This window comes from Streptomyces sp. R28 (genome assembly GCF_041052385.1).
In the GTDB taxonomy this organism is placed as follows: Bacteria; Actinomycetota; Actinomycetes; order Streptomycetales; family Streptomycetaceae; genus Streptomyces.
In genome coordinates, this window is the sequence record NZ_CP163439.1 from 2,821,142 (window position 1) to 2,834,652 (window position 13,511).

At 71.1% G+C, this 13,511-nt stretch carries 18 protein-coding genes; 1 reads left to right on the forward strand and 17 read right to left on the reverse strand.

The window, feature by feature from the left end; genetic code table 11:
- Nucleotides 1–53: 53 nt before the first annotated feature.
- From trpM to hisI, 7 genes are all read right to left on the reverse strand, one after another.
- Complete coding sequence (trpM, locus tag AB5J49_RS12375) at nucleotides 54–248, reverse strand: tryptophan biosynthesis modulator TrpM (RefSeq protein ID WP_369168650.1); 195 nt, start codon at nucleotides 246–248, stop codon at nucleotides 54–56.
- 21 nt (nucleotides 249–269) lie between these two features.
- A complete protein-coding gene (gene trpC / locus AB5J49_RS12380; protein WP_369168651.1) occupies nucleotides 270–1,079 on the reverse strand; it encodes an indole-3-glycerol phosphate synthase TrpC in 810 nt (269 codons plus the stop codon).
- Between the two features lie 181 nt (nucleotides 1,080–1,260).
- Nucleotides 1,261–1,701 (reverse strand): DUF2752 domain-containing protein, encoded by a 441-nt coding sequence (locus AB5J49_RS12385; RefSeq protein WP_369168652.1) that lies wholly within the window; start codon nucleotides 1,699–1,701, stop codon nucleotides 1,261–1,263.
- 81 nt (nucleotides 1,702–1,782) lie between these two features.
- Nucleotides 1,783–2,034 carry an HGxxPAAW family protein gene (locus AB5J49_RS12390; RefSeq protein ID WP_369168653.1) on the reverse strand — a complete coding sequence of 84 codons (252 nt, stop codon included), beginning with the start codon at nucleotides 2,032–2,034 and terminating at the stop codon, nucleotides 1,783–1,785.
- Nucleotides 2,035–2,265: 231 nt separating this feature from the next.
- Complete coding sequence (locus AB5J49_RS12395) at nucleotides 2,266–2,907, reverse strand: TIGR02234 family membrane protein (protein WP_369168654.1); 642 nt, start codon at nucleotides 2,905–2,907, stop codon at nucleotides 2,266–2,268.
- A gap of 59 nt (nucleotides 2,908–2,966) precedes the next feature.
- Nucleotides 2,967–4,463 carry an anthranilate synthase component I gene (locus AB5J49_RS12400; protein ID WP_369168655.1) on the reverse strand — a complete coding sequence of 499 codons (1,497 nt, stop codon included), beginning with the start codon at nucleotides 4,461–4,463 and terminating at the stop codon, nucleotides 2,967–2,969.
- A gap of 11 nt (nucleotides 4,464–4,474) precedes the next feature.
- Nucleotides 4,475–4,882, reverse strand: a complete 408-nt coding sequence (gene hisI / locus AB5J49_RS12405; RefSeq protein WP_369168656.1) for a phosphoribosyl-AMP cyclohydrolase — start codon at nucleotides 4,880–4,882, stop codon at nucleotides 4,475–4,477.
- 138 nt (nucleotides 4,883–5,020) lie between these two features.
- On the opposite strand from hisI, the gene AB5J49_RS12410 reads away from it, so the two are divergent.
- Complete coding sequence (locus tag AB5J49_RS12410) at nucleotides 5,021–5,656, forward strand: TIGR03085 family metal-binding protein (protein ID WP_369168657.1); 636 nt, start codon at nucleotides 5,021–5,023, stop codon at nucleotides 5,654–5,656.
- Between the two features lie 4 nt (nucleotides 5,657–5,660).
- Here the strand turns inward: AB5J49_RS12410 and AB5J49_RS12415 are convergent, their stop codons facing one another.
- From AB5J49_RS12415 to hisD, 10 genes are all read right to left on the reverse strand, one after another.
- Entirely contained in the window at nucleotides 5,661–6,911 is a 1,251-nt protein-coding gene (locus AB5J49_RS12415; RefSeq protein ID WP_369168658.1) for an MFS transporter, read from the reverse strand.
- Nucleotides 6,912–6,927: 16 nt separating this feature from the next.
- Nucleotides 6,928–7,515 carry an ArsR/SmtB family transcription factor gene (locus tag AB5J49_RS12420; RefSeq protein WP_369168659.1) on the reverse strand — a complete coding sequence of 196 codons (588 nt, stop codon included), beginning with the start codon at nucleotides 7,513–7,515 and terminating at the stop codon, nucleotides 6,928–6,930.
- A gap of 118 nt (nucleotides 7,516–7,633) precedes the next feature.
- Nucleotides 7,634–8,389 (reverse strand): imidazole glycerol phosphate synthase subunit HisF, encoded by a 756-nt coding sequence (gene hisF, locus AB5J49_RS12425; RefSeq protein ID WP_369168660.1) that lies wholly within the window; start codon nucleotides 8,387–8,389, stop codon nucleotides 7,634–7,636.
- The gene (locus tag AB5J49_RS12430; RefSeq protein ID WP_369168661.1) at nucleotides 8,386–8,799 is read right to left on the reverse strand and encodes a RidA family protein; all 414 of its coding nucleotides are present in this window, start codon (nucleotides 8,797–8,799) and stop codon (nucleotides 8,386–8,388) included. The genes hisF and AB5J49_RS12430 overlap by 4 nt, the downstream gene beginning before the upstream one ends.
- Entirely contained in the window at nucleotides 8,796–9,521 is a 726-nt protein-coding gene (gene priA / locus AB5J49_RS12435; RefSeq protein WP_217210200.1) for a bifunctional 1-(5-phosphoribosyl)-5-((5-phosphoribosylamino)methylideneamino)imidazole-4-carboxamide isomerase/phosphoribosylanthranilate isomerase PriA, read from the reverse strand. The genes AB5J49_RS12430 and priA overlap by 4 nt, the downstream gene beginning before the upstream one ends.
- Nucleotides 9,522–9,525: 4 nt before the next feature.
- On the reverse strand, nucleotides 9,526–10,170 hold the full coding sequence (gene hisH / locus AB5J49_RS12440; protein WP_369168662.1) for an imidazole glycerol phosphate synthase subunit HisH: 645 nt from the start codon (nucleotides 10,168–10,170) through the stop codon (nucleotides 9,526–9,528).
- A complete protein-coding gene (locus AB5J49_RS12445; protein WP_369168663.1) occupies nucleotides 10,170–10,334 on the reverse strand; it encodes a hypothetical protein in 165 nt (54 codons plus the stop codon). Before AB5J49_RS12445 ends, hisH begins: the two co-directional genes overlap by 1 nt.
- The gene (gene hisB / locus AB5J49_RS12450; protein ID WP_369168664.1) at nucleotides 10,331–10,933 is read right to left on the reverse strand and encodes an imidazoleglycerol-phosphate dehydratase HisB; all 603 of its coding nucleotides are present in this window, start codon (nucleotides 10,931–10,933) and stop codon (nucleotides 10,331–10,333) included. The genes AB5J49_RS12445 and hisB overlap by 4 nt, the downstream gene beginning before the upstream one ends.
- Nucleotides 10,930–12,045 carry a histidinol-phosphate transaminase gene (locus AB5J49_RS12455; RefSeq protein WP_369168665.1) on the reverse strand — a complete coding sequence of 372 codons (1,116 nt, stop codon included), beginning with the start codon at nucleotides 12,043–12,045 and terminating at the stop codon, nucleotides 10,930–10,932. Before AB5J49_RS12455 ends, hisB begins: the two co-directional genes overlap by 4 nt.
- Nucleotides 12,042–13,367 (reverse strand): histidinol dehydrogenase, encoded by a 1,326-nt coding sequence (hisD, locus tag AB5J49_RS12460; RefSeq protein ID WP_369168666.1) that lies wholly within the window; start codon nucleotides 13,365–13,367, stop codon nucleotides 12,042–12,044. Before hisD ends, AB5J49_RS12455 begins: the two co-directional genes overlap by 4 nt.
- Nucleotides 13,368–13,511: the final 144 nt, after the last annotated feature.

The following is a 13,511-nucleotide window of genomic DNA, read 5'->3' on the forward strand; positions in this document are numbered from 1 at the left end:
GTCGGCCACCGGCCGGCTGTGGCTTGTCGCGCACGCGCGGCGGTAGCCGCACATCAGGCAGAGCCCCGCGCCCCCAAGGGGGCGCGCTGCCATCGACGGCCGTTCACCTGCCCGGGTTCGTCACCGATGACGTAGCGGACTCGCCGTCCGTGCACCCTGCGCGCGGGGGCGCGGCAGCCACGGGGCCGGCAGCCGCGCGCGAGGCGGGCGTACGGGTCCCGGGTCGTCAGGGTGGTCGGGAGAGTCATCGGGGCAAGCCTAGCGGGTGATCAGCCGCGCCCGTGCCGCAGTGCGGGGTGCTCGCCCGCCGCCACCAGGTCGGCGACTGCGGTCTTCGGGTCCTTGCCCGTGACCAGGGACTCGCCGACCAGGACCGCGTCCGCGCCGGCGTTGGCGTACGCGATGAGGTCGTGCGGGCCCCGGACGCCGGACTCGGCGACCTTGACGAGGCCGACGGGGATCTCGGGCGCGATGCGCTCGAACGTCCCGCGGTCGACCTCCAGGGTCTTCAGGTTCCGCGCGTTGACGCCGATGATCTTCGCGCCCGCGTCCACGGCACGCTCGACCTCGTCCTCGTCGTGCACCTCGACCAGCGGGGTCAGGCCGATGGAGACCGCACGCTCGATCAGCGACTCCAGCGCCGACTGGTCGAGGGCGGCGACGATCAGCAGCACGAGGTCGGCGCCGTACGCCCGGGCCTCCCACAGCTGGTACGACGTGACGATGAAGTCCTTGCGCAGGACCGGGATGTCCACGCGCGCGCGGACCGCCTCCAGGTCGTCCAGCGAGCCGCCGAAGCGCCGCTGCTCCGTAAGGACGGAGATGACGGCCGCGCCGCCCGCCTCGTAGTCCGCGGCCAGTCCGGCCGGGTCGGCGATCGCGGCCAGCGCGCCCTTGGAGGGGCTGGAGCGCTTGACCTCGCAGATGACCTTGACGCCGTCGCCGCGGAGGGCGGCCACGCCGTCCTTGGCCGCGGGAGCCTTCGCCGCGCGCTCCTTGAGCTCGTCGAGGCTGACGCGCGCCTGCCGCTCCGCGAGGTCGGCACGGACTCCGTCGATGATCTCGTCGAGCACACTCACGCGAGCGGCCCCCTTCCAGACGGTCGGTTGTGAAAGCGGTACGAAAAGTATGGTCACTGCGATGGTATCCGCACGAGGGCGTAGGCCTCGCATCCGGTTGACGCCGGTCCTCCCGCACCCTCGAACCAGCTTCGCATGGCTCGGGCGGGAGGCGCCCCTTTACCGGACGTTCTCCAGTTGATCAAGGGTGTAGCCAGCCACCGAAGGGCAGGTTCCGGACAACCGTGAAGACCAGCAGCGACGCGCCCGCGCTCCACAGCAGCACCGGCCCGGGGTCGATCCTGAGCGGCCGCCCACGCACCGCACGGACCACCCATACGGTCCACACCACGGCGAAGAGCACATAGCCGGCGACCGCCATCGCGTTGTCCTGGAGCGCCGCCAGGAAGTCCCCGTGGACGAACGCGTGCGCACTGCGCAGTCCGCCGCAACCGGGGCAGTAGATGCCGGTGTACCGCAGCAGCGGGCAGGCGGGATAGTGGCCGGGCTCGTTCGGGTCCACGGCACCGACGTACGCGAAGGCCCCGACGACGGCCGCGAGCACCCCCGCCGGAACGGCCAGTCGCCCCAGCACGGCACCGGGCCGGGCCGGCCTCCGGTTGTCGGCGTTCACGTGTTGCATTGTGCCCCCCGAAAGCGCGTGAGGGGCGTTCCCTGGCACCGCATGGGTGCCGGGTCGCCCCTCAGCGAAGTCGTACGACTCTCAGCTCTCGACGGCCGCTGCCTCGCGCTCGTGCGTCATGAGGAGCGCCTTGTGAGCGTCCTTCGGCTGTCCCATGCCCATCGCGCTCATGATCCAGCCGACGACGCCGCCGACGACCACGACGCCCAGGCCGGCCCAGAAACCCGCGGGCTGGGCCAACACCATGAAGACGCCCGAGACGCAGAAACCGATGAAGGCGATCGAGACACCGGTCCAGGCGGCCGGGGTGTGACCGTGGCTGCTGCCCGCCATTGCTTGCTCCTCGTTGCTGTGTACGTGTTGTACGTGGGTGAGCGGACGCTCGCTGCCATTGTCGCGCACGCGTGAGCAGGAGGTGATCGGGGGTAGCCCTCTTGAGTCGACGCCGGGAAGGGCAGCCGACCCAGGGGCGCGGGGCTCTGTTCTATCTGCGGCTACCGCCGCGCGGGCGCGACCAGCCCCCACCGACCCGCAGGTGACATCACGGCCCTACCAGCGGAGCGCCTACGCGCCGGTCGGGTCCTCGCCCCGGTCGAGGGCCTTCCAGAGCTCCTCGGGGCGGTCGGGGTCGGCGGCCTGGGCCTTGCGGCGCGGCCGGGGTGTGCCGCCGCGCTCGTAGCGGGGGGACATCCCGGGCCACAGCCGGCCGTAGCGCAGGGCCAGCAGTCCGGCGAGCAGGATCAGCGCGCCGCCGACGGCCGCGACATAGGGCCATGCGGTGTGGGTGAGGGCCTGGACGGTGGCCGAGGTGTCGCCGGACGCCTGCGCGGCCTTCTCGTCCAGCGCGGAGCTGTCGGAGGCGCCGAGCAGGGCCGCTGCGACGGTGCCGGCGCCGGAGAGCGCGAGCAGGGCGGCGACCATGAAGCGGCCGGCGCGGCGGACGGCGAAGACGGCGACGAGTGCGGCGAGTCCCACTATGGCCAGGGCCGCGGGGACGCCCGTGACGTCGCTGCCCTTGGCGATCAGTGGGAACGGGCCGCCGGCCACCGTCACGGTGCCCTCCGACCAGCGCTGCCGGGTGGCGAGCAGCGCCACGGCCGCGCCGAGTGCGCCGCAGAGCAGGGCAACGGCAAGACTCATACGGCCGGCCCGGGCGGAACCGGGGGCTTCGGAACGGGGGTGCGGTACGGCAGTCACGTACTCCACTATCACCCGAACCCCGAACGATCAGTCACCCGGGGTTCATGTGAGACGGCCACCTGGGTTCACGTGAGTCGGTTCGCGGTGTGTACCGCCCGCAGTACCGCCGCCGCCTTGTTCCGGCATTCGGTGTCCTCGGCGACCGGGTCCGAGTCGGCGACGACGCCCGCGCCCGCCTGGACGTACGCCGTGCCGTCGCGCAGCAGCGCCGTACGGATCGCGATGGCGGTGTCGGAGTCGCCCGCGAAGTCGAGGTAGCCGACGCAGCCGCCGTACAACCCCCGCCTGGACGGCTCGAGTTCGTCGATGATCTGCATCGCGCGGGGCTTGGGGGCACCGGAGAGGGTGCCGGCCGGGAAGCAGGCCGTCAGGACGTCGAAGGCCGTGCGGCCGGGTGCCACGCGTCCCGTCACCGTCGAGACGATGTGCATCACGTGCGAGTACCGCTCGATGGACATGAAGTCGACGACCTCGACCGAGCCCGGCTCGCAGACCCGCCCCAGGTCGTTGCGGCCCAGGTCGACCAGCATGAGGTGCTCGGCGCGCTCCTTGGGGTCGGCGAGCAGCTCGTCGGCGAGGGCCTGGTCCTCCTGCGGGGTGGCGCCGCGCCACCGCGTCCCGGCGATGGGGTGGACCATCGCCTGCCCGTCCTCGACCTTCACCAGCGCTTCCGGCGAGGAGCCGACGACGTCGAAGCCGTCGAAGCGGAACAGGTACATGTACGGGGAGGGGTTGGTCGCGCGCAGCACCCGGTAGACGTCCAACGCGCTTGCCGTGCACGGTGTTTCGAAGCGCTGGGAGGGGACGACCTGGAAGGCCTCGCCGGCCCGGATGCGCTCCTTGATGTCCTCGACGGCCTCCTGGAAGTCCTCGCCACCCCACAGGGCCGTGTAGTCGGGGAGCTCGGAGGGCGGGAGCACGGCCGGGGGCTGGGCGACCGCGCGCGAGAGGTCGGCCTGCATGGCGTCGAGGCGGGCGATCGCGTCCGCGTAGGCCTCGTCCACGCCGGTGTCGAGGTCGTTGTGGTTGATCGCGTTGGCGATCAGCAGGACCGAGCCCTCCCAGTGGTCCATGACGGCGAGGTCACTGGTGAGCAGCATGGTCAGTTCGGGCAGCTTGAGGTCGTCCCGCTCGCCGGGGCCGATCTTCTCCAGGCGGCGCACGATGTCGTAGCCGAGGTAGCCGACCATGCCGCCGGTGAAGGGCGGCAGGTTCAGGTCGTGGGCGAGGTCGCGCGGGGTGTGCAGGGCCTCGATGGTGGCGCGCAGGGCGGTGAGCGGGTCGCCCTCGACGGGGACGCCGACGGGCGGGGTACCGAGCCAGTGGGCCTGCCCGTCGCGCTCGGTCAGCGTCGCCGCGGACCGTACGCCCACGAAGGAATAGCGAGACCATTGAAACGCGGTCCGGCCGTTCTCCGCGGACTCCAGCAGGAAGGTGCCGGGGCGTTCGGCGGCGAGCTTGCGGTAGAGCGCGACCGGGGTGTCGCCGTCGGCGAGGAGCTTGCGGGTGACCGGGATGACACGGCGGTCGGTGGCCAGCTTGCGGAAGGTCTCGAGGTCCATGGCGGCTGACCTTACTGATCCGTGGCCGGTACGCCGGAATCGGCGGCCTCGGCTTCCTTGAACAGCACATCCACGTCGAAGCAGGTGCGCGCGCCGGTGTGGCAGGCGGCGCCGACCTGGTCGACCTTGACGAGCACGGTGTCGGCGTCGCAGTCGAGGGCGACGGACTTGACCCACTGGAAGTGGCCGGAGGTGTCGCCCTTGACCCAGTACTCCTGGCGGCTGCGCGACCAGTAGGTGCAGCGGCCGGTGGTGAGCGTGCGGTGCAGCGCCTCGTCGTCCATCCAGCCGAGCATCAGCACCTCTCCGGTGTCGTACTGCTGGGCGATGGCGGGCAGGAGCCCGTCCGAGCTGTGCTTGAGGCGCGCGGCGATCTCGGGGTCCAGTCGGCTGGGCTGACGGGGCGTGCTCGTGGTCATGCCGCCATTGTGCCGCCTGCCACTGACAGTGACGGTCCGATGTCCATTGGATGGATGGGGCGGCGCGCGGCGCCACGATGAGGGGCGGTGGCCGGGCGACGGGTGGGCGGACCGGATACGTGGTCGTAGGCTGACTTCATGTCGACCTTCGCCAAGCGTGAACGACTCCTCCTGGCCGACCTCTTGGAGGCCGAGGGCCCGGACGCCCCCACCCTCTGCGAGGGCTGGACGACCCGTGATCTCGCCGCGCACGTGGTGGTGCGCGAGCGCCGGCCCGACGCTGCCGCCGGCATTCTGATCAAGCCGCTCGCCCCGCGCCTGGACAAGGCGATGGAGGAGTTCGCGGCGAAGCCGTACGAGGAGCTGATCCAGCTGATCCGCACCGGCCCGCCGCGCTTCTCGCCCTTCCAGCTCAAGCAGATCGACGAGGCGTCGAACACGATCGAGTTCTACGTCCACACGGAGGACGTCCGCCGCGCCCAGCCGGACTGGACGCCACGCGAACTGGACCGGGTGTTCCAGGACGCCCTCTGGTCGCGTCTGGAGCGCTCCGCCCGTCTGATGGGCCGCAGCGCACCCACCGGCCTGGTGCTGCGCCGCCCCGACGGCCAGACGGCGGTCGCCCACCGGGGCACGCCGGTCGTCACGGTGACCGGCGAGCCGTCGGAGCTGCTGCTGTTCTCCTACGGCCGCCAGAGCGCCGCCAAGGTCGAACTGGACGGCGACAAGGACGCGATCGCGAAGCTGCACGAGGGCAAGCAACTGGGGATCTGAGAGGTCACTTCGGGAGTTCGGCGCGGCGCAGGCCGGGCACGCTCAGGGCTATCACTCCGCCCAGCCCGCACACCGCCGCGCTGACCACGAAGACCGGGCCGGTGCCCCAGGCACCGATGGCGGCGGCGGACAGGGGCATGCTGAGCGGCGCGAAACCGAGGCTGACCAGCCCGGAGACGGCGGTGACGCGGCCCAGGTAGGCGGCGTCGGCCTGGGTCTGCAGCAGGGCGCCGCACATGGCGCCGCTGAGCCCGGCGAGCAGCCCGATGAGCAGGGCGACCCCTACGGCGGCGACCACGCCGGGCACGAAGGCCAGGGCGCCGATCGCGACCGACCCGGCGAGGATCGTGCACCCCGCCACCCGCCCGGCGTGCGGCAGGCGTCCGCGCACGGTCAGCAGCAGGGACGCGGCACCCGCGCCGACGCCGAAACCGGCGAGCACCCAGCCCATTCCGGAGGCGCCCCAGCCGCGCTCGTCGGCGAGCAGGGTCAGGCCGACGTTGAGCGGGCCGACGAAGCCGAGGTCGCCGAGGGCGATGGCCAGCATCAGCGGAGCGAGCACCCGGTGGTGGCGGATGTAGTGGAGGCCGGCCACCAGATCGCGCCAGGCGGTGCCGCCCTGTGCGGCCGCCTTGTCGTCGGCGGGCAGCTCCCGCAGCCGCACGGAGACCAGCAGCGGCACGGACACCGCGATGAGCAGTCCGGCGAGGCCGAACGCGGCCGCCGCGCCCCCGACCGCGACCCCGAGACCGCCGAGCGGACCGCCGACGACGCTCGCGAACCGGATCCCGAGGCCCCGCATGCCCTGCACACGCGCGAGTTGGTCGCGTGTCGTCACGCGCGCGGGGAGCGCGCCCACGGCCGGCATGAACACGGCGTCGACGGTGCCGAAGACCAGGGCGAGCGCGGCCAGCGGCCACAGGCCCGGGCTGGTGAAGAACAGCAGCGCCGCCACCGCGAGGACGGCCGCGCACCGCACCACGTCGCTGCCGATGACGACCCTGCGCGGCCCGAGCCGGTCGGCGATCACTCCTCCGCCCAGCATCAGCAGGGCCCGCGGCACGGCGCTCACCGCCATGACCACGCCGGCCTGGGACGGCGAACCGGCCTGGACGGCCGCCCAGGACAAGGCGATGTAGTAGACGCTGTCGCCGATCATGGAGGAGGTGTAGGCGGTGAGCCAGCGCAGGACGTTGGGGTCGCGGTGGGCGGGTCTGCCGACGGCGTCGGTCGCTGCTGTGAGCGTGGCGGTCACGGGAGGGGTTCCTCTCTCAGACGCGGAACGGGAAGCCGTACAGGTGCAGGGCGACGTTCTCGCGCCCTTCGGTCTCGCCGGCGGCCTCGCGGACGCGCCCCTGCTCGTCGTACCTCTTGAGCACGTCGTGCAGGTCCTTCTTCAGCTCGGCCAGTTCGCCGGCCGTGAGTCGCAGCAGCGACTCGGAGTCGTACGCCGCCGCGCTCCACTCCCGGCCCCAGTGGGCGCGCTCGTCGAGGTAGGTGCGGTACATCTCGGAGCGCTGCTCCTGGAAGAGCCGTGACGCCGCGAGGTGGGCGGCGACCTTCTCGGGGGCGTCCTGGAAGTCCTTGTCGCGGACGGTGACGCCCTGCGAGGCCGGCTGCCACCAGCGCTCCCGGGCGTCGGCGCTGCGCGGTTCGGCCTCCTCGACGAGTCCGTGCTCGGCGAGCTTGCGCAGGTGGTAGCTGACCAGGGAGACGGCCTCGTCCACCTGCTCGGCGAGCTGCGAGGCGGTCGCCGCCTCGGCCACGAACAGCAGCCGGTAGAGCTTCATGCGCAGCGGGTGCGCGAGGGCCTTGAGCGTGCCCAGGTCGGTGATGCGGCGGTTCTCCTTGCTTGCCATGCCCCCAACCGTAGATACGAAAGAGAAGTTGCGCAATCTTTTTTGCGCAACTTCTCTTTCGTATCTGCTCATGAGAAAGCCCCGGCCTGCGCGACCGGGGCTCAGCTCGGGCTCCTCCTCAGCGGACGGGGTGCCCCGCCTCCCGCAACGTCTGCTTCACCTCGCCGATCCGCAGATCCCCGAAGTGGAACACCGACGCCGCGAGCACCGCGTCCGCGCCCGCCTCGACGGCCGGCGCGAAGTCGGCGAGCTTGCCGGCACCGCCGGAGGCGATGACCGGTACCGTCACGTGCCCCCGCACCGCCTCGATCATCTCGATGTCGTAGCCGTCCTTCGTGCCGTCCGCGTCCATCGAGTTGAGCAGGATCTCGCCCGCCCCCAGCTCGGCGGCGCGGTGCGCCCACTCGACGGCGTCGATGCCGGTGCCCTTGCGGCCGCCGTGGGTGGTGACCTCGAAGGTGCCCTCGGGAGTGCGCCGCGCGTCGACCGACAGCACCAGCACCTGCCGCCCGAAGCGCTCGGCGATCTCACGGATCAGCTCCGGCCGGGCGATGGCGGCGGTGTTGACGCCCACCTTGTCGGCGCCCGCGCGCAGCAGCTTGTCCACGTCCTCGGCCGTGCGCACACCGCCGCCGACCGTCAGCGGGATGAACACCTGCTCGGCCGTACGCCGCACCACGTCGTACGTGGTCTCGCGGTTGCCCGACGAGGCGGTGATGTCCAGGAACGTCAGCTCGTCGGCGCCCTCGGCGTCGTACACCTTGGCCATCTCGACGGGGTCGCCCGCGTCGCGCAGGTTCTGGAAGTTGACGCCCTTGACGACCCGGCCGTTGTCCACGTCCAGGCAGGGGATGACTCGGACCGCCAGGGTCATGAAACCGGCTCCTCCAACGTCCCTCTGAATGCTTCTATTTCCACTTCGACCAGGATGCGCGAGTCCACGAATCCCTCCACGACGAGCAACGTCGAGACCGGGCGCACCGTGTCGAAGAACTCCTTGTGGGCCCGGCCCACGGCGTCCACGTCCCGCGCATGGGTCAGGTACATCCGCGTCCGGACCACGGACCCGACATCGAGCCCGAACTCGCCGATCGCCTCGATCGCGCTGGTGAAGGCCACCTTGGCCTGCTCGTACGGGTCGCCTTCGCCGTACAGCACATCGCCCTTGAAGGACGTCGTGCCCGCCACCAGCACACGGTCGCCCGCCGCGACGGCACGTGCGAAACCGAAGGACTCTTCCCAGGGACTTCCGCTCTGTACGCGCCGTACGGCATCGGACGTCATGACGAGACAACCTCCAAGGCCTCTTCCAGGGTGAACGCCTTCGCGTACAGGGCCTTCCCGACGATGGAGCCCTCGACACCGAGGGGCACCAGCTCGGCGATGGCCCGCAGGTCGTCCAGGGAGGAGACGCCGCCGGAGGCGACCACCGGGCGGTCCGTCGCCGCGCAGACGTTCTTCAGCAGCTCCAGGTTCGGGCCCTGGAGCGTGCCGTCCTTGGCGATGTCCGTGACGACGTAGCGCGCGCAGCCCTCGCTGTTGAGGCGCTCCAGCGTCTCGTAGAGGTCGCCGCCGTCGCGGGTCCAGCCGCGGCCGCGCAGGGTCGTGCCGCGTACGTCGAGGCCGACGGCGATCTTGTCGCCGTGCTCGGCGATGACCTTGGCGACCCACTCGGGGGTCTCCAGGGCGGCCGTACCGAGGTTCACGCGGGTGCAGCCGGTGGCGAGCGCGGCGGCGAGGGAGGCGTCGTCGCGGATGCCGCCGGACAGCTCCACCTTGATGTCCATCGCCTTCGCGACCTCGGCGATCAGCTCGCGGTTGTCGCCGGTGCCGAAGGCGGCGTCCAGGTCGACCAGGTGCAGCCACTCGGCGCCCGAACGCTGCCAGGCCAGGGCGGCCTCCAGCGGAGAGCCGTAGGAGGTCTCGGTGCCGGACTCGCCGTGCACGAGGCGGACGGCCTGGCCGTCGCGGACGTCGACGGCGGGGAGGAGTTCGAGCTTGGCCATGTCTCTACAGGGTTCCGATCCAGTTGGTGAGCAGCTGCGCTCCGGCGTCGCCGGACTTCTCGGGGTGGAACTGCGTGGCCCACAGGGCGCCGTTCTCCACGGCGGCCACGAAGGGCTTGCCGTGCGTCGACCAGGTGACCTTGGGAGCCTGCATCAGCGGGTTGTGCACCTCCAGGGCCCAGTCGTGGACCGCGTAGGAGTGCACGAAGTAGAAGCGCGCGTCCGCGTCCAGGCCGGCGAACAGCTCGGTGCCGGCCGCCACGTCCACGGTGTTCCAGCCCATGTGGGGCACGATGTCGGCCTGCAGCGGCTCGACCGAGCCGGGCCACTCGCCGAGGCCCTCGGTCTCGACGCCGTGCTCGATGCCCCGCGCGAAGAGGATCTGCATACCGACGCAGATGCCCATCACCGGGCGCCCACCGGCCAGCCGTCGCTCGACGACCCAGTCGCCGCGGGCCTCCTTCAGGCCCTGCATGCAGGCCGCGAAGGCGCCGACGCCGGGCACCAGCAGGCCGTCGGCGTTCATGGCCTCGTCGAAGTCACGGGTGATCTCGACGTCGGCTCCCGCGCGCGCGAGGGCGCGTTCGGCGGAGCGGACGTTGCCGAAGCCGTAGTCGAAGACGACGACCTTCTTCGAGACGGTGCTCATCAGTTCCACACCTCCAGCCTCATGATGCCCGCGACGAGACACATCGCGGCGCCGATCGACAGCAGCACGATGAGGCTCCTCGGCATCTGCTGCTTGGCGAAGGAGATGATCCCGCCGACGAGGAAGAGACCGACGACGATCAGGACCGTGGAAAGGCCGTTCACAGCGCGCCCTTCGTGGAGGGCAGGATGCCGGCCGCGCGCGGGTCGCGCTCGGAGGCGTACCGCAGGGCCCGGGCCAGCGCCTTGAACTGGCACTCCACGATGTGGTGGGCGTTGCGCCCGTACGGCACGTGCACGTGCAGCGCGATCTGGGCCTGGGCGACGAAGGACTCCAGGATGTGCCGGGTCATCGTGGTGTCGTACTCGCCGATCATCGGCGCCATCTTCTCGGGCTCGGTGTGCACGAGGTACGGGCGGCCGGACAGGTCGACGGTGACCTGGGCGAGGGACTCGTCCAGCGGGACCGTGCAGTTGCCGAAGCGGTAGATCCCCACCTTGTCGCCGAGGGCCTGCTTGAAGGCGGCGCCCAGCGCGAGGGCGGTGTCCTCGATGGTGTGGTGCGAGTCGATGTGCAGGTCGCCCTCGGTCTTCACGGTCAGGTCGAACAGACCGTGCCGGCCGAGCTGGTCGAGCATGTGGTCGTAGAAACCGACGCCGGTCGACACATCGACCTTGCCGCTGCCGTCGAGATCGATCTCGACGAGCACCGATGTCTCCTTGGTGACTCGTTCGATTCTTCCGACGCGGCCTTCGCGAGTCATGCGCTCTGCTCCTTCATCAGTTCACGTACCGCGTCGAGGAACGCGTCGTTCTCCTCCGGGGTTCCGGCGCTGACCCGCAGCCACCCCGGAATGCCGTTGTCCCGGACCAGCACACCCCGGTCGAGGATCTTCTGCCAGGCGGTGTGGGAGCCGCCCTCGCCGTCGAACCGCCCGAACTGCACGAAGTTCGCGTCGGACTCCACGACCTCGTATCCGGCCGCCCGCAACTCGCTGACCAGCCGGTCCCGCTCCGACTTCAACTGCTCGACGTACTTCAGCAGCGTGTCCGTGTGCTCCAGGGCGGCCAGAGCGGTGGCCTGGGTGACGGCCGACAGGTGGTAGGGCAGCCGTACGAGCTGGACGGCGTCCACCACGGCCGGGTGCGCGGCCAGATAGCCGAGGCGCAGGCCGGCGGCGCCGAAGGCCTTGGACATCGTGCGGGAGACGACGAGATTCGGCCGGCCTTCGAGTAGCGGCAGCAGCGAGTCGCCGTGGCTGAACTCGATGTACGCCTCGTCGATCACGACCATCGACGGCTTGGCCGCCTGCGCGGCCTCGTACAGCGCGAGGACCGTCTCGGGCGGAACCGCGTTGCCCGTGGGGTTGTTGGGGGTGGTGATGAAGACGACGTCCGGCCGCTGCTCGGCGATGGCCTTCTCGGCGGCGGCGAGGTCGATCGTGAAGTCCTCGTTGCGCGGGCCCGAGATCCAGCCGGTGCCGGTGCCGCGCGCGATGAGGCCGTGCATCGAGTACGACGGCTCGAAACCGATGGCCGTACGGCCCGGTCCGCCGAAGGTCTGCAGCAGCTGCTGGATGACCTCGTTGGAGCCGTTGGCCGCCCAGACGTTCGCCAGGCCGACCTGGTGGCCGGACGTGTCCGTCAGGTACTTGGCGAGCTGGGTGCGCAGTTCGACCGCGTCCCGGTCCGGGTAGCGGTTGAGGTTGCGGGCCGCCTCGCGGACGCGCTCGGCGATCCGCTCGACCAGCGGCTCGGGCAGCGGGTAGGGGTTCTCGTTGGTGTTCAGCCGTACGGGGACGTCGAGTTGGGGCGCGCCGTAGGGGGACTTGCCGCGCAGTTCGTCCCGTACGGGGAGATCGTCGATGCCAGTCACTTGCCTTCAGGAACCTTCCACCCGAACCTGGCCTTGATCGCCGCACCGTGCGCCGGCAGGTCCTCCGCCTCCGCCAGCGTGACCACGTGATGCGCTACGTCCGCCAGCGCGTCCTTCGTGTAGTCGACGATGTGGATGCCCCGGAGGAAGGACTGCACGGACAGCCCGGAGGAGTGGCAGGCACAGCCGCCCGTGGGCAGCACGTGGTTGGACCCGGCGGCGTAGTCGCCGAGCGAGACCGGCGCCCACGGGCCGATGAAGATCGCGCCAGCGTTGCGTACCCGGTCGGCCACGGCGGCCGCGTCGGCCGTCTGGATCTCCAGGTGCTCGGCGCCGTAGGCGTCCACGACCCGCAGGCCCTCGTCGACACCGTCGACCAGCACGATCGCGGACTGCCTGCCCTTGAGGGCCGGGACGATCCGGTCGTCGATGTGCTTGCTGGCCGCGACCTGCGGCTCCAGCTCCTTCTCCACCGCGTCCGCGAGCTCGACGGAGTCGGTGACGAGGACGGCTGCGGCGAGCGGATCGTGCTCGGCCTGGCTGATCAGGTCGGAGGCGACGTGCACCGGGTCGGCGGTGGAGTCGGCCAGGATCGCGATCTCGGTCGGGCCCGCCTCGGCGTCGATGCCGATCTTGCCGGTGAAGTAGCGCTTGGCTGCGGCGACCCAGATGTTGCCGGGGCCGGTGACCATGTTGGCGGGCGGGCAGGACTCGGTGCCGTACGCGAACATCGCGACGGCGGTGGCGCCCCCGGCGGCGTACACCTCGTCGACGCCGAGCAGCGCGCACGCGGCGAGGATCGTCGGGTGCGGCAGGCCGTCGAACTCGGCCTGGGCGGGCGAAGCGAGGGCGATCGACTCGACGCCGGCCTCCTGCGCGGGCACGACGTTCATGATCACGGAGGACGGGTAGACCGACCGGCCACCGGGCGCGTAGAGCCCGACCCGGTCGACCGGCACCCACTTCTCGGTGACCGAGCCGCCGGGCACGACCTGCGTGGTGTGCGTCGTACGGCGCTGCTCGCGGTGGACGAGACGGGCGCGGCGGATGGACTCCTCCAGGGCCGCGCGCACGGCCGGGTCGAGCTCCTCCAACGCGCGCGTGAGCGCCTCGGCGGGCACTCGCACCTGGTCGAGCTTGACCCCGTCGAACTTCTCGGCGAAGTCGATCAGCGCCGCGTCGCCCCGATGATGCACGGCCTCGCAGATCGGACGCACCTTCTCCAGGGCGGCCGAGACGTCGAAGTCGGCTCGGGGCAGCAGGTCGCGCAGGGCGGGGCCCTCGGGAAGGGCGTCGCCGCGCAGATCGATTCGGGAGATCACGGGCTCAATTCTCTCAGACCCGGGTCCGGCGTCGTTCGCGCGTATCAATGGCTGATACAGAACGCCGGGGGAACCCGGAAGATCACCTTCACGTCTAGCGTTCGGGGCGTCACTCAGCGGGCATGAACAGTTGTACGAACTCAT